This window comes from Marinoscillum sp. (genome assembly GCF_965229915.1).
GTDB lineage: Bacteria > Bacteroidota > Bacteroidia > Cytophagales > Cyclobacteriaceae > Marinoscillum.
On sequence record NZ_CBDDJZ010000001.1, the window covers coordinates 4,415,012 to 4,429,793 of the forward strand.

Consider the following 14,782-nt stretch of genomic DNA (forward strand, 5'->3'; position numbering starts at 1 on the left):
GTAGTTGGGAGACAAATAGGTTGCCTAGAACTCTACAATTTCGAATTCCGTACGTCGGTTTTTGGCTCTTCCTTCTTCTGTGCTGTTATCAGCAATTGGCACTGTCTCGCCATACCCTTTGGACCTCACACGTTCCTCTTCTATTCCTGCCAGGATCATGTATTTACGAACCGCCTCTGCACGTTTTTCTGACAGGCTCAGGTTTAATGCGTCTGAGCCGACATTGTCCGTATGTCCACCAATTTCGATGACCATCGTGGAATTGTCTTTCAGTAAATCAACAGCTTTGTTGAGCTCCACGTAGCTAATGGGTTTGAGCTCAGCCCTTCCACTCTCGAAGAAAATGTTATTTAAAACCACTTTTGTGCCTTTTTCAATTGGCTCCAGGGCTATGTCGTTGGTAATCTCAGCATAGCTCGTATCCGCTGGCAGTTCAAAACTTTGAGAATAGAAAAAGAACCCTTTGCTGCTGGCAGATACACTGTAATTTCTACCAGCTGGGAGTACCACCAGGTATTCTCCACTGGATGAGTTGCTTTTGTTGACACTGATGAGTTCACCAGAGTTGATATCTTCTATAAGCACCACAGCTCCGATTGGTTCCTGGGTTTTTGAATTGGAGACAATGCCCTGCACTACCACTGTTGGTTTCGGTTTCAGCTCATCTGGTAACTCTATCTGGAAAATCTCAAAATTAGATCCATCCAGTCTGGAGGAGGAGAAATAGCCCATTCCTTCAGCCGAAATACTGAAGTTGGTGTCATCACCACGAGAATTTAGGGGAGCCCCTAGATTTTTTGGTTTCGACCACTTGCCATTTTCAAACAAGCAGTAGAAAATATCCATTCCACCATAGCCTGGGTGTCCATTAGATGCAAAGTAGAGAGTTTTACCGTCTGGTGCTAAATAGGGGCTATTCTCATTAAATGGAGAGTTGACTATACCTCCCAGGTTTTGTGGGATACCCCATTCTCCCAATTGATTTTTTTCGACCATATATAGGTCAGAGCCACCATACCCTCCGGTTCTTGCGGAAGTGTAGATGATTCGGTTTCCATCCGAACTGATGGTTGGCTGTGAGTCCCACTCCTCAGAGTTGACCACATTGCCCATGTTCATAGGTTTGGACCATTCAGTACCTACCAGTTGAGTGATATACAAGTCACAATTGCCTATACCTTCGGGAGTTTCACATTTGACATAGACCATCACCTGACCATCACCGGTGAAGGCCGACCCAAAGTCATCTCCCATGGAGTTGAGCGGTTCGGGGAGTAGCTGAGGAGTACTCCAAGCATCATTGGTCAATGAGGAGAAGTAAAGGTCCTCTCCAAAATCAGTTGGGTTGCTAGCATCAGGATCATCAAAACCTCCCTGACGAACACTGGTGAAATACAGTCTGGTACCCGTGGGGCTTACTTGTGGCATATAGTCACCAGATGCGCTATTGATCGCGGCAATCGGCTGAGGCGCACTCATAGTAGGAGCAGAACTCCTGATTTTGGAGCTCTCTTTGGCGTAATTCAGTCGATACACTCCCTGATGTCTTGACATCATGTTATTTGGCGTGTCTTCTAGTTTTTCCAGGAACAAGTTGGCTGCATTTTGTGCATCGTCCAGTTTGTCTAACTCGATCAGTGCTTTGCAAGCTTCATAATACATCCAGGGATTGTAGTTTGGATTTATTGACTTCAGTCTACTCATGGAATAAACCGCGTTTTCATAATCCTTGGCATAGTTGAAGGTGATCCCGAGATAGTACCAGGCATCCTGGTAATCATTTTTGAGATTTACAGCTTCTTTGAACTTACCAATCGCCTTGTTGAAATCACCTGAGTTTAGCACTCTGATGCCGTCATTGTAGAGCTCTCTTGGTTCTTGTGCATGTGCTAATAGGGTTAGTCCGATGAAAAATAGGACTAGTACTGGTTGGATAATCTTCTTCATAGGTGTAAAAATATAGAAGAAAGTAAAGAAATTATATAATAAAAAAAAGCCTTGACGTTTTTCGTCAAGGCTTTACTCAATCAATATATAAACAACTTAATATAAATAATCCAAGGCAATTTTGTCGTTGGATGTGAAAGGGCGGTCTCCTTCAGGGCTGCCGCATGCAAGCATCCATGAGTTAGCGTCGGGGTTTGTAGGGGTTCCAGAGATGTGGTTAGCACCTACTCCTCCATCACCCTCATTATCAGTTGCTCCACCACAGCTGTAGCTTCGATCCATGTAATCAGTATGTCTGAACCCAATGCAGTGTCCCATTTCATGAGCTATGGTGGTTGCAAGTCCATTGATGTTGCTTACCCCATCATAGTAGGCGCGGGTCATTAGGATTTGGTTGTGTGGATCACCACCAGCTGTAGGAAATCCGGCAGAACCTAGTATTCCGAAGAAATAATAATACCATGGTGATGCCTTGATGGTAATATCAGCACTGGAAGAGCTGGATACTTGCTGGAAGGTTAGATTCAAACTCTCGGAGTTGTAGCGACTAATGGCAATTGCAGTGGCATCTTTATATCTCTGTGGCATATTTACATAGACATTGATGGTTCTCGGAGTACCGTTGACCAGATTGTCCGTGTGGTAGTGTTCTTCCACAGGTAGTCCATTGTCTGGCTTTAGCCGATCCAGCTCAGCTAGAGAGATGGCAATATCACCCTCAATAAATAAAGTACCGTCATAAAGCTTTACCTCGTTGGAGTTGAACCCCAACGCATCAATTTTATCCAGAATTTCATTAGGTACATCATCCAGTTGTGGAGTGGCTGGCTCAGACTGCTGCTGACAAGAATATGCAGTGATGACCATTAGAAGTACGAGAAAAACATTGGTTTGTAGTCTGTAATTTTTCATAGTGATTTTGAATTTAGGTTTCACTAAATATAATTAAATTATATACAACGTCAAAATACACAAATGGACTGACGCATTGGAGTGAAAGTCGAATGTTATGTCTACATGATCACTTATGGACTTCCAGGGGTAATATTTCTGGTCATTCTTCCTGGTCGAAGAAAGGGTCTTGTTGGGTTTGCTCCAAAGAGTAATTAGGTGGATCTTACACGAGATGGATTATAGCCGTCACTTCAATGCTTTGAGTAATGCTTTCTCCAGACCGGCAGCTTTGACATGTGTACTGGTGGCCGCAAGTTCGTATGGAGTGTATTCACTTTGATATACCTTCATTTTGGCTTGTTTATCAGCTCCTGCGTCAATCAAAACATTTACCACTTCTACCAGATTCTGAGGTACCCGTTGGCGTTCTGTTTCCACTCCATTGTTGGCGCAGTAGTGCAGCAAAGTAGCTTGGTGGGGATAAGCCGATTGTTGGTGAACCAGCTTGGGATCTGCCCGGAGTAGTTGCGTCAACCCATCCATATCTCCGACTACCAGCAAATCGACCGCCTCTTCGAAGGTCTTATCAAGTTGTTTGGTTGGGTAGTTCTCCACCTCATCCCAGGAGTTGAACCGGTGTAGCCTACTCACCGTTTGGAGTGCATTGAGTCTGGAGAGGTCATATTTAAAGACTTCATCTACACTCTTGCCAAGTAGTGGTGGGAATCCATTGGTGATTTCTACATAAGCTCCATACTTACGGATTCTGTGACCATTAAAAATTCTCTCGGCCTTTTCAGATAGGAGGTTCTGAATCTCGGTGGTCCAAGTCAAATCTTTATACAGTTCGATAACCGCCAAAACATCCTCATGTGTATAAACCGAGAGCATGATGGAATATCGTTAATTATTTGGCATCAACCAACTGATTACCAGCCGGATTTCAATCCTTTTTCGATTGCTTGATGATACTTTTTTTGATCAAATTTATAGAGAATCGGTGCCTTATGAGCACCTCCTTTTCGACGCTCGTCGGTTTGTATGAGTATGTCGTAGGCGAGCATTTTGCGCCTGAAATTTCTTCTGTCCAATTCTTTTTCAAGTACTGTTTCATATAGAGCCTGAAGCTCTGGCATGGTAAACTTCTCGGGCAAAAGGTTCAAGCCAATCGGCTGGTAGTTGAGCTCCTTTTTTAAGATCTGGTGGGCTTGATGGATAATTTCTTGATGATCCATGATGAGTTCTGGTAAGTCCTTCAGAGGTATCCATTCACACTTTTCTGAAATCGCATCAGGTTTAGGTTCTTGTACATTGGCATATTCTACCAATGCGTAATACCCCACCGTAATAAAGCGCTGATCAAACCACTTTTTATCTTCAGCTTCTATTACTCCTTTATTGAGGAGGTTTTGAGCATGGCTGGGATTGTTGCGAGCTACATTGCCAAACAAGTGAAACTGATGAAGAAAAATATCTTCTAATCCCGTACGCCGCCTTAATACATTGTTTGCCTCTACGTCAACGTCCTTGTCCTTATCAACAAATCCTCCAGGAAGCGCCCATTTTTCCATGTGCCGCATTTTCAGCATGAGTACTTTGAGCTCATTTTCATGAAACCCAAATATCACACAGTCCACAGAGAGACCAGGCTGTAAGTTGTTTGTCTCTATCACGATACCAGCTTTTGAGACAAAGGTGATAAAAAATTCTATTATTTGGTTATGTTTGTGTCAGTAAGACACAATGAATCTGAAAATGAAATACTTCTTTTATCAAATTGTACTGGGTGCCCTAATGGTAGCTTGCGCAGCGCCAACCCAAGATGAGTCCTATCGAGATTTGAATCAAAATGGGCAAATGGATATTTACGAAGATATCAATGCATCTCTGGAAGAACGTGCTGCTGATGCCGTCTCTAAAATGACTTTAGAGGAGAAAGTAGGATTGGTTGTCGGTATGGGAATGAACCTTCCAGGACCGGACATGCCTATCGGTCAAACAAAGGAAAAGGTACCTGGAGCGGCAGGTAGTACATTCGCAATTGAGTCACTGGGCATCCCGTCCATTGTACTTGCTGACGGGCCTGCGGGATTGCGTATTTCTCCAATGCGGGATTCTGTAGATCAGACTTTTTATTGTACTGCATTTCCAATCGAGACCTTGATCGCTAGCTCGTGGGATGTGGATCTGGCCAGGTCTATCGGTCAGGCAATGGGCAGTGAAGTGAAAGACTATGGTGTGGATGTATTGCTTGCTCCCGCTCAGAACATCCACCGGAATCCACTCGCCGGAAGGAATTTTGAGTATTTGTCAGAAGATCCACTCTTGAGTGGTAAGATGGCGGCAGCTCTGGTCAATGGAGTAGAATCTAATGGAGTTGGTACTTCAGTAAAGCATTTTGCAGCTAACAACCAGGAGACTAATAGAATGCTGGTGAACACTATAGTAAGTGAAAGGGCTCTGCGTGAAATCTATTTACGTGGATTTGAAATCACAGTGAAGGAATCCCAGCCCTGGACAGTGATGAGCGCTTACAATAAGCTGAACGGGACGTATGCCTCTCAAAACAAAGATTTATTGACAACTATACTTCGTGATGATTGGGGTTTTGAAGGATTGGTGGTTACTGACTGGTTTGCAGGAAACGACGCCCCAGCTCAGATGGCAGCAGGTAATGATCTAATCATGCCAGGTCGTCCTGATCAAAGTGCGGCCATAATGGAGGCAGTCGCCAATGGTAGTTTAGCTGAATCAGTGTTGGATGCCAACGTAGCTCGCATATTGAAGATAGTATTTCAATCTCCCGCATTTGCAGGATATGCTTACTCTGATAGACCCGACTTGAAACGCAATGCAGAGATAGCTCGTAAGGCCGCTGCTGAAGGGATAGTTTTATTGAAAAATGACCAGGTACTGCCTGTTAGCGGACCACAGTCAGTGGCTGCTTTTGGAGTTGGTTCTTATGAGTTTATCGCCGGAGGAACTGGTAGTGGAGATGTGAATGAAGCCTACACCGTATCATTGGTTCAGGGTTTGGAGAATGCTTCTTACACAGTGGATGAAGAGTTAAAGCAAACTTATGAGAGTTATATCGCTGATGAGAAAGAAAAGCAACCAGAAAAACAGTTTTTCTTCGAACTATTGCCACCAATAGCGGAGAAGCCACTGACGAAAGCGGAAGTTGTGGCTAAAGCTAGGACTAGTGACATTGCCTTCATTACCCTCGGTAGAAACTCCGGAGAATTCCAAGATCGCCAGTTGGCCGGAGACTTTTACCTGACACAAGCGGAGCAAGACATGATTACCAGAGTAAGTGATGCGTTTCATGCAGAGGGCAAAAAAGTGGTGATGATGCTTAATGTGGGAAATGTCATGGAAACGGCTAGTTGGAAAGATAAAGTAGATGCGATTGTGTTGGCATGGCAGGGCGGTCAGGAAGCAGGTAATGCTTTGACAGATGTCTTGATTGGCAAAGTGAACCCTTCAGGTAAACTGCCTACCACATTTCCAATTGCATATGAAGATGTGAAAAGCGCTGAGAACTTTCCTGGTAAGAATCTACCTGATGCAGAAGAGGTGAAAATGGGCCCAATTTCCATGGGGTTCCCATCAGAGGTAATCTACGAGGAAGGTATCTATGTAGGGTATCGCTACTTCAATACTTTTGATGTGGCTACTTCTTATCCTTTTGGTTATGGTATGTCTTACACTACCTATGATTACTCCAGCGCTAGTTTGAGCTCTGAGACTTTTGATGAGTCCATCGATGTTTCCGTCACTGTGACCAATTCTGGCAACACGGCAGGTAAAGAAGTGGTTCAGGTCTATCTAAGTGCCCCAGGAGAGTCTATGGACAAACCATCCATGGAGCTAAAGGCATTTGATAAGACCTGGTTGTTGCAAGCTGGATCTAGTGAAAAGCTGACTTTGAGTTTGAGCGGTAAGGATTTGGCTTCTTTTGATACGGACAGATCTGCCTGGGTGGTAGAACCAGGTACTTATCAAGTCTCAATTGGTGCATCTAGTGAAGATATCCGTGAAGTGCTTTCGTTTGAAGTAGCAGAGGAAATGGTGGTGGAAACTGTCAATAAAGCGCTTGCTCCAGGGAGAGAAATTAACGAGCTTACTTCCAAATAATTCGTTTATGAAAAATTGGTTTTTTGGACTTCTATCATTGATGCTCACTTCGGTCAGCGCGCAGGAATTAAATGACTACTCAGTAGCTGAGAATGTACTGTGGGCAAGTCCTGATGGTTTTGACCTAACCATGGATATATACACGCCGGATACTGGTCGTGATGCTTACCCGGTACTGGTCATTTTTCATGGTGGTGGCTGGTTGATCAACAATAAGTCGATCATGAACGATATGGCCAAATATGCCGTAGAGCATGGTGAATATGTGGTTTGCAACGTTAATTACCGTTTGCTGGTGGATCAAAACAATACAGTGACCATGGATCAAATAGTGGAGGATGTATTGGGAGCAGTACTCTGGGTGCAAACCAACATAGGGGCATACAAAGGGGACCCGACAAAGGTTGCGGTAACCGGAGATAGTGCCGGAGGACATCTTGCTGAGATGGTTTTGATTGGTGGTAGCCAATTGAGTTCAACAGGTTTTGATGAGCAACCCCTCGGGTTTAGACCTTCATACCTTCCGGATGGCGTCACTTGTGATCAGCTTATGAAAAGGGGTGGTATCGAAGTGCAGGGAGCGGTGATCAGTTATGGCGCGTTTGACCTATATGCCAGCGCGAAAGGAGGATTTGAAGAACCTTCCAATGTCTTCTGGCAGATGGGGGGAGCTAAGCCCCGAGGCATCTTCGGTGCAGGTAAAAATGTGACTAGTCATCCAACACTATATCAACTGGTTAGTCCAATTTACAATGTGCCATTGTCCTACGAGCGCAAACTTCCACCGCAGTTATTCACTGTGGGTAGTAAGGATAATCTGACTACTCCAGAGCTTGTGAGTGCTTATGTAGAGACTTTGCGAGAAGCAGGTCAGGATGTAACCTATTGGGTGCATGAAGGACGACCACATGCTTTCATGGATTCTGGTAAGAATGATTTTTTAGGCATCAGTTGGGAGCAGGACGGAGTTCCTGCTATGAAAAAAGTCATGCAATTCTTAGATGAAATTTTCTATTGAGTTTGGTTAGTATAGATTGTTGTTTAGCAGAAGGGGCCTCCATATGGAGGTCTTTTCTTTTTTTATGCGATGTATGACTAACTTGCCCGTTCAATTTTTTTTAGCATGAAATACCTAATCTCTTTATCACTGTTAGTATTGCTTATGGCCTCATGTAACACTGATCCGCAGCAACATTCTACACTCCAGCTTTTGATCGGCACTTATACAGGCTCTGGTAGTGAAGGAATCTATCAGGTCTCATTTGAGACATCCACAGGTTCATTGTCCGGTCTTCAGCTGATCGCAAGCACCTCCAATCCCTCATATCTGGCCGTTTCCGAGGATGGTAGCAATGTGTATAGTGTTGGTGAAGATGAGAGCGGTACTTTATCGTCGTGGCAGTGGAGTACTGACGGACAGCTTCAGTTGATCAATCAAGTGTCCTCGTATGGAGTGCATCCGTGTTATATAGATGTCCAGAAGGGTTTGTTGGCAGTGGCTAATTATAGCTCTGGTAATGGAGGAGTATTTCAGTTGAGTACCAATGGAGGATTGAAGAAGGCCTTTAGTGAGTTCCAGCATCACGGAAGTGGGGCTAACATGGAGCGTCAGGAATCTCCACATGCACATTTCTCCCAGTTTTCAGCTGATGGTAGATTTCTATACGTAATCGATTTAGGTATTGATCAGGTGCTGGCCTATCCGATGACTGAGGGTAAGCTAGGTGTGGCTGTCACAGCTTTATCTCTAGAGCCGGGTGATGGTCCAAGACATTTGGAGTTTCATCCCAATAAGAACCAGGTATTTATTGTCAACGAGCTATCCAATACAGTGGTGTCTGCTGCTGTAGATCCAGTGACTGGTACGTTTTCGGTGATCGACCGGTTGAGTACTCTTCCTGAGGAATTTACTGATCATAGTCAGTGTGCCGATATCCATTTGAGCAATGATGGTAAGTTTTTGTATGCCTCCAATCGAGGACATCAAAGTATAGCGATGTATCAAGTCGCCGATAGTGGAGAACTTGCCTTTCTGGGTACAGAAGCTACTAGAGGAGATTGGCCTAGAAATTTCCTCATTAGTCCTGATGATCAGTTTTTATTGGTTGCCAATCAGGAATCAGACAACATCGTGGTGTTCAGCAGAGATAAAGTATCGGGGTTGCTTGAATATACTGGAACCAAGATTGAACTGTCCAAGCCTGTCTGTCTGAAGGTGATACCCGAAGTTAAACCAGTAGAGTAAATCCGATAAAAGCCAGACTACTTGCCATGAGCAGAATCAAGAGTTTCCATCTTGTGATTCGTTCATTGTCAGCAAGCATTTGATTTCTTATACTCATAATCAAATCTGCATTGGCTTCTTTATAGGTAAAGGGTTTTTTGATTTTGGGTCTGGCCAGATAGGCTTCCAGATCAAAGCTATTGAATGTGCCTGTTTCATTACCAATGAGTAGAGACCTGTTGAGGTTAGTCGTCTTTACCATGTCCCGAAGTATTCCTGAAGCTTTCATACTTAAATTAACAGTGAATCGATTAGGATAGATGTGCCCGGAGGACTGAACTTATTCTATTGTGCTACTGATTTTTGTCAATTTCCGAATTGTTCAAAGCATCAGCAAAAGTACTGTTAGTAATCCTGCGACACTTAAAATGGTTGTGAAGAGAACAATCCTTTTTGTTTTGGTTGATCGGTTATTGTCAATCTTCATTTGAGCTCTTATGCGCTCTAAGACTTCCGGACTGGCTTTTTTGAAGGAAGGAACCTTTCCAGGCTTAGCTGTGTAGGACTTGGAATCGAAACTATTATAAGTGCCAGAATCGCCACCTTTTAACAGTGATCGATTTCTTCGACTTGAATCTGCCATGTCTTTCATGAAACCAGCACCCATCATAGTTTTTATATAATCGTAAAAGTTGGTTGTCAGGTTGCCAGATGCGCTTCTACTCAATGAAATAGTTCTGTTTCATCAATGATAAATATCATTTGATTCCTTAGTATCCTCGTCCTGATTTGCGGTATGGAGAACAAGTTTTATCAAATACCGGAGCACCTGCGCCCAAAAAATGAAGGCACAGATGAGCTTTTCAAGAGCGGTTTGCTGGAGAAGTTAACTCGTACTCATATTTCGGTGCCTGTCACCATGCATTCAATTATAGTTGGAGTATTTTGTTATTTCTCCTTTCAGCAACTCCCATGGTCGTGGGTGGTTGGTTTATTTGTAGCAGGGTGGCTCACCTGGACACTAGCCGAATACTGGGTGCACAGATATGTATACCATGTCAAGACTGACAAGAAGTGGCTACTCAAGATTCAGCACATGGGTCATGGCATCCATCATCAATATCCCAAGGATCCAACTCGATTAGCTATGCCTCCAGTGCCAGCCTTAATACTACTATCCCTATTTTTTGGACTTTTTTGGCTGTTGCTTGGAGATTTGGCCATTGCTTTTTTTCCTGGTTTTGTATTTGGCTACCTGCTCTATATCTCCATTCATTATGCGCAGCATCGATTCAAAACTCCAAAGTTTGCTCCTTTCAAAAGGTTATGGAAATACCATGCTATGCATCATTACAAGTATCCTGAAGACAAAGCCTTTGGTGTGAGTACACTACTGTGGGATGTGATTTTTGGTACTTTGCCCAAAGACCAGAACTAAGGCATGAATTGGCGCGACTTAGGTGATTGGTAAAAATACACCTACTATCAAACTCTTTACCACGGTGTGCGTTGTGCAAGTTGTTATTGATCACAAAATCAAACAATATTGCAAACGAACAGGAATATGGATAATCTCAAAGGTAAAGTAGCGATTGTAACAGGAGTGAGTAAAGGCATCGGTCTGGAAGTAGCTAAGCAGCTATTGGAGGCAGGTGTGAAAGTAGCTGGTTGGAGTCGTTCACAACCTGACTTAGTTCATGATGACTTTTATTTCATAGAAACCAATGTGGCTGATTATGATTCGGTAAATAGTGCCTACAGAGAAACCGCCAATCGGTTTGGAGATGACATTCACATACTTGTCAATAATGCCGGATATGGAGTGGCTGGTGCTGTGGATGAATTGGATCTAGAAGATTGGAAAGGGATGTTTGATGTCAACGTGCATGGGTTAATGTACTGCACTCGTGCGGTGGTACCTCAGATGAAAAAAATGGATGAGGGCCATATTGTGAACATCAGCTCCATTGCTGGTCTCAACCCTGTCAAGAATATGTCTGGCTATGCGGCTACCAAGCATGCAGTGACTGGATTTGGTCACTCATTGTTTATGGAATTGCGTGATTGGGGAATCAAAGTCACCAATGTTTATCCGGGAAGTGTGAAAACTAACTTCTTTGATGATATTGATGGATATGATGCTCATGACAATATGATGCGTCCAGAAGACGTTGCCAAATCGGTAATTGATCTTTTGAACACACATCCTAATTATCTTCCTGTAGATTTGGAGATCAGACCACTAAGACCTAAAGGCAAGCAATAATATATGTCCGTATCGATCCAGCAGCTAACTAAGGTATTTGGAGAGCAAAAAGCCGTAGATGGCATCTCTTTTGAAGCAGAGCCCGGTAAGATTACCGGGTTTCTCGGACCAAATGGGGCTGGCAAATCCACTACCATGAAAATGGCCACTGGATACATTAGACCTACTTCGGGCCGGGTAGTTGTGGCAGGACTAGACGTGGAGGAAAACCCGATTCCTGCCAAGCGGATCACTGGCTATTTACCTGAGCATAACCCGCTGTATCTCGATATGTACATCAGGGAATTTTTAAGATTCATCGCCAGTGCATATGGGTTGAACAATTCGAAGAAACGTGTGGAAGAAATGATAGAGCTGGTAGGTCTGGAAAGAGAGCGGTCCAAAAAGCTATCGGCTCTGTCTAAGGGCTATCGTCAGCGTGTGGGTCTGGCGAAGGCACTTATTCATGATCCGAAGGTGCTTATTTTGGATGAGCCCACTTCTGGGTTAGATCCCAATCAGATTCTGGAGATTCGTCAGGTTATTAAAGATATCAGTGCTGATAAAACAGTGATTCTGTCTACTCATATCATGCAAGAAGTGGAAGCCATCTGTGATCAGGTAGTGATTATTGATCGGGGCACTTTGGTGGCTAATGATGAATTGTCTTCGTTGAAAGCTGGCTTGGGTAATACGACGGGAATTATCATGGAATTTGAGAAGCCTGTGAACAAGGAAGTGTTTGAAGAGGCCGGATTCGAACTGAAAGATGCGGGTAAGAATTCTTATTTGATAGCCTCAGATCGATCAGACCTACGAGCGGAATTGCTGCGAATAACCTCGGAGCATGATTTACCGCTTTCGAGTTTAACAAAGGCACAGAATTCCCTCGAAGAGATTTTTCATCGATTAACCCAGGGTAAAGAAGCATGATCAGTATTTTTCTGAAGGAGGTCAACGAGTTTTTAAATTCCCTGATTGCTTATGTGGTAATCGGTGTATTTCTGGTGGGAATCGGCTTGCTAATGTGGGTTTTTCCCGATACCAATGTGTTGGACTATGGGTATGCTACTCTCGAACCACTTTTTAGTTTCGGGCCTTATGTATTTATGTTTTTGATCCCAGCGATCACCATGAAGTCTTTTGCAGAGGAGAAGCGCTCCGGTACCATTGAGTTACTGCAGACGTTGCCTTTCAGAGATTCACAGATCATTCTGGGTAAATTCTTCGCCGGGTTTTTTCTAGTCTTCTTTTCTGTCTTACCAACACTGATTTACTATTTCTCCATCAGTCGGTTGGGTAATCCTGTCGATAATCTGGATACGCCTGGCATCATTGGGTCTTATATAGGGTTGGTGCTTCTTGGAGGTGTTTTTACAGCCATTGGCATTTTAGCATCAGCACTTACCGGCAATCAAATCGTCTCTTTTATTCTGGCAGCATTTTTATGCTTTTTCTTCTATGCGGGAATCGACTCCATTGCCTCCATTAATGTCTGGTCTGATTGGTCATATTTCATCGCTGAGTTAGGGATTTTAGCACACTATACTTCCATCAGTCGGGGACTACTGGACTTTACAGACCTTGTGTATTTCTTCAGTTTGATCGCTCTTATGTTAATGCTTACACAACTAATAATTGGATCACGCAAATGAGTCGAACAAATCATCAAATGGCTTTGCTACTAAGGTTTGGAATTGGCTTGATGCTGATTTGGCTGGTTTATCAAGTTGCCGAACGATACCAGTTCCGAATAGACATGACTGAAGAGAAGCGATACAGCATTTCAGAACCAACCCGTACTCTTTTGAATCGATTGGAAAGTGATGTGGTGGTGGAAGTGTACCTGGCTGGGGATTTACCTTCCAATTTTGTTCGTTTTCAAAAATCCATTCGAGAGTTGCTAGAAGAGTTTGCCATTCATTCCCCAGGCAATTTCGATATTCGCTTTGTAGATCCGGCTCAGGCTAAAAGCGCACAGGCTCGTAATCAGTTTTTTCAGGGATTGATCAATCAAGGCATCCAGCCGACGAATCTGACATACTCCAAAGATGGCCAGAACACCCAAAAAATGATTTTTCCGGGAGCCGTGGTGAGCTATCAGGGACAGGAGCAAGCAGTGAATCTTCTCAAAGGAAACCGTGCTGGAGGTTCTGAACAAATCATTAACCAATCCATAGAAGGTTTGGAGTACGAGTTTGCCAACACTCTGCAGCAGCTCGCAGGATCTGGCAGAAAACGCATTGGTTTGGTCACCGGTCATGACGAGCCAGACTCGACCTTTTTAGGTGGATTGACCAATTTAATCCTCACCAAATACGATTTGTTTCGAGTTAATCTCCCGGAAAAGTCTACTCCCATAGTAGGTTATGATCTGTTGTTGATCACTAAGCCTTCTCAAGAATTCACCGATCAGGAGAAGTTTCTATTGGATCAATACGTAATGAAGGGCGGAAGACTAGCCTTTTTTATGGATGTACTCAGCATCAACATAGACAGTGCGCTATCCAGTAGTTCGGTGGCGATTCCTGTCAAGACCAATTTAGAGGATTTACTGTTCAAATATGGAGTGAGGATCAATCAGAATTACGTAGCAGACCTGAATGCAGGAACACTTCCAGTGATCACGGGAAATATTGGTGACCAGCCTCAAATCACCATGCTGGACTGGCCGTATTTTCCAGTCATTACCAACTACGGTAGTCATCCTATCGTGCGCAACATGGATGCAGTGATGTTAAAGATGGTTTCATCCATCGATACCGTAAAGGCAGAGGGCATTTCCAAGTATCCACTTTTCTCCAGTTCTGCCAATACCAAAATAGTGGGTTATCCTGTGGAGGTTAGTCTCAATGATTTGCGAGGGACTTTAAGTCCTGACAGGTTTCAGGCCGGCCCGCAGGTTTTGGCTTATCTATTGGAGGGCAGCTTCACGTCGCTTTACCATAATAGGTTTGCCCCTCCAGGCTATCGTAAAACTGATAAAATAGACCATGGAGCACCCAGCAAAATTGTGGTGGTGGCAGACGGCAACTTAATTACCAATGAATTGAGTCCTGAAACTGGGCAACCGCTCCCGTTGGGTTCGGAACCATATAGTCAGAATAATTTTGGGAATAGTGCATTGGTGATGAATATCATTGATTATTTGGTTGACGAAGATGGATTGATCGAAACTCGGTCCAAGGAAGTGAAAATCCGTCCTCTAAATAAGGTGAAGGTGCGATCAGAAAGAGTGAAATGGCAAATGATCAACCTGGTATTGCCTATAGCACTTTTAGTTCTTTTTGGCGTGGTGAAGATTTATTTAAGAAAACGATCAAACAACTACTGAA

Annotated in this window: 14 protein-coding genes; 8 read left to right on the plus strand and 6 right to left on the minus strand. The window is 43.7% G+C overall.

All coding sequences use genetic code 11. The features are described 5' to 3' along the window. Positions 1–24 precede the first annotated feature (24 nt). The 4 genes from ACO067_RS18785 to ACO067_RS18800 all read right to left on the minus strand — a co-directional run bounded on the left by ACO067_RS18785 (position 25) and on the right by ACO067_RS18800 (position 4,514). Entirely contained in the window at positions 25–1,947 is a 1,923-nt protein-coding gene (locus ACO067_RS18785) for an OmpA family protein (RefSeq protein ID WP_421876941.1), read from the minus strand. Between the two features lie 96 nt (positions 1,948–2,043). Beyond that, complete coding sequence (locus ACO067_RS18790; RefSeq protein ID WP_421876943.1) at positions 2,044–2,859, minus strand: M57 family metalloprotease; 816 nt, start codon at positions 2,857–2,859, stop codon at positions 2,044–2,046. Positions 2,860–3,087: 228 nt separating this feature from the next. Then, on the minus strand, positions 3,088–3,732 hold the full coding sequence (locus ACO067_RS18795; protein ID WP_421876945.1) for a hypothetical protein: 645 nt from the start codon (positions 3,730–3,732) through the stop codon (positions 3,088–3,090). Positions 3,733–3,770: 38 nt separating this feature from the next. After that, on the minus strand, positions 3,771–4,514 hold the full coding sequence (locus tag ACO067_RS18800; RefSeq protein WP_421876947.1) for an NUDIX hydrolase: 744 nt from the start codon (positions 4,512–4,514) through the stop codon (positions 3,771–3,773). A gap of 82 nt (positions 4,515–4,596) precedes the next feature. Between ACO067_RS18800 and ACO067_RS18805 the strand changes: the two genes are divergently transcribed. From ACO067_RS18805 to ACO067_RS18815, 3 genes are all read left to right on the plus strand, one after another. Beyond that, positions 4,597–6,978: a glycoside hydrolase family 3 N-terminal domain-containing protein gene (locus ACO067_RS18805; protein ID WP_421876949.1), complete on the plus strand. Its 2,382-nt coding sequence runs from the start codon at positions 4,597–4,599 to the stop codon at positions 6,976–6,978. A 7-nt stretch (positions 6,979–6,985) separates the two neighbouring features. Continuing rightward, positions 6,986–7,996, plus strand: a complete 1,011-nt coding sequence (locus ACO067_RS18810) for an alpha/beta hydrolase (protein ID WP_421876951.1) — start codon at positions 6,986–6,988, stop codon at positions 7,994–7,996. Between the two features lie 105 nt (positions 7,997–8,101). After that, the gene (locus ACO067_RS18815; protein WP_421876954.1) at positions 8,102–9,223 is read left to right on the plus strand and encodes a lactonase family protein; all 1,122 of its coding nucleotides are present in this window, start codon (positions 8,102–8,104) and stop codon (positions 9,221–9,223) included. On the opposite strand, the gene ACO067_RS18820 is transcribed toward ACO067_RS18815, so the two are convergent. Both ACO067_RS18820 and ACO067_RS18825 read right to left on the minus strand, forming a co-directional pair. Beyond that, positions 9,207–9,491, minus strand: coding sequence for a hypothetical protein (locus ACO067_RS18820; RefSeq protein WP_421876955.1), 285 nt, complete (start codon positions 9,489–9,491; stop codon positions 9,207–9,209). The two genes, ACO067_RS18815 and ACO067_RS18820, sit on opposite strands and share 17 nt — an antisense overlap. A 93-nt stretch (positions 9,492–9,584) precedes the next feature. Further along, positions 9,585–9,929, minus strand: coding sequence for a hypothetical protein (locus ACO067_RS18825; protein WP_421876957.1), 345 nt, complete (start codon positions 9,927–9,929; stop codon positions 9,585–9,587). A gap of 69 nt (positions 9,930–9,998) precedes the next feature. Here ACO067_RS18825 and ACO067_RS18830 point away from each other — a divergent pair, with 69 nt between their 5' ends. The 5 genes from ACO067_RS18830 to gldG all read left to right on the plus strand — a co-directional run bounded on the left by ACO067_RS18830 (position 9,999) and on the right by gldG (position 14,781). Beyond that, on the plus strand, positions 9,999–10,640 hold the full coding sequence (locus tag ACO067_RS18830; protein WP_421876961.1) for a sterol desaturase family protein: 642 nt from the start codon (positions 9,999–10,001) through the stop codon (positions 10,638–10,640). 126 nt (positions 10,641–10,766) lie between these two features. After that, a complete protein-coding gene (locus ACO067_RS18835) occupies positions 10,767–11,468 on the plus strand; it encodes an SDR family oxidoreductase (RefSeq protein ID WP_421876964.1) in 702 nt (233 codons plus the stop codon). Positions 11,469–11,471: 3 nt separating this feature from the next. Next, positions 11,472–12,380 carry a gliding motility-associated ABC transporter ATP-binding subunit GldA gene (gene gldA, locus ACO067_RS18840; RefSeq protein ID WP_421876966.1) on the plus strand — a complete coding sequence of 303 codons (909 nt, stop codon included), beginning with the start codon at positions 11,472–11,474 and terminating at the stop codon, positions 12,378–12,380. Continuing rightward, positions 12,377–13,102, plus strand: a complete 726-nt coding sequence (gene gldF, locus ACO067_RS18845; RefSeq protein ID WP_421876968.1) for a gliding motility-associated ABC transporter permease subunit GldF — start codon at positions 12,377–12,379, stop codon at positions 13,100–13,102. The genes gldA and gldF overlap by 4 nt, the downstream gene beginning before the upstream one ends. After that, on the plus strand, positions 13,099–14,781 hold the full coding sequence (gldG, locus tag ACO067_RS18850; RefSeq protein ID WP_421876970.1) for a gliding motility-associated ABC transporter substrate-binding protein GldG: 1,683 nt from the start codon (positions 13,099–13,101) through the stop codon (positions 14,779–14,781). Before gldF ends, gldG begins: the two co-directional genes overlap by 4 nt. Position 14,782: the final 1 nt, after the last annotated feature.

What these genes read in the sequence shown, in the direction of transcription:
- ACO067_RS18785 (WP_421876941.1), bottom strand. Translation starts at nt 1,947, where the DNA reads ATGAAGAAGATTATCCAACCAGTACTAGTCCTATTTTTCATCGGACTA.
- ACO067_RS18790 (WP_421876943.1), bottom strand. Translation starts at nt 2,859, where the DNA reads ATGAAAAATTACAGACTACAAACCAATGTTTTTCTCGTACTTCTAATG.
- ACO067_RS18795 (WP_421876945.1), bottom strand. Translation starts at nt 3,732, where the DNA reads ATGCTCTCGGTTTATACACATGAGGATGTTTTGGCGGTTATCGAACTG.
- ACO067_RS18805 (WP_421876949.1), top strand. Translation starts at nt 4,597, where the DNA reads ATGAAATACTTCTTTTATCAAATTGTACTGGGTGCCCTAATGGTAGCT.
- ACO067_RS18810 (WP_421876951.1), top strand. Translation starts at nt 6,986, where the DNA reads ATGAAAAATTGGTTTTTTGGACTTCTATCATTGATGCTCACTTCGGTC.
- ACO067_RS18815 (WP_421876954.1), top strand. Translation starts at nt 8,102, where the DNA reads ATGAAATACCTAATCTCTTTATCACTGTTAGTATTGCTTATGGCCTCA.
- ACO067_RS18820 (WP_421876955.1), bottom strand. Translation starts at nt 9,491, where the DNA reads ATGAAAGCTTCAGGAATACTTCGGGACATGGTAAAGACGACTAACCTC.
- ACO067_RS18830 (WP_421876961.1), top strand. Translation starts at nt 9,999, where the DNA reads ATGGAGAACAAGTTTTATCAAATACCGGAGCACCTGCGCCCAAAAAAT.
- ACO067_RS18835 (WP_421876964.1), top strand. Translation starts at nt 10,767, where the DNA reads ATGGATAATCTCAAAGGTAAAGTAGCGATTGTAACAGGAGTGAGTAAA.
- gldA (WP_421876966.1), top strand. Translation starts at nt 11,472, where the DNA reads ATGTCCGTATCGATCCAGCAGCTAACTAAGGTATTTGGAGAGCAAAAA.
- gldF (WP_421876968.1), top strand. Translation starts at nt 12,377, where the DNA reads ATGATCAGTATTTTTCTGAAGGAGGTCAACGAGTTTTTAAATTCCCTG.
- gldG (WP_421876970.1), top strand. Translation starts at nt 13,099, where the DNA reads ATGAGTCGAACAAATCATCAAATGGCTTTGCTACTAAGGTTTGGAATT.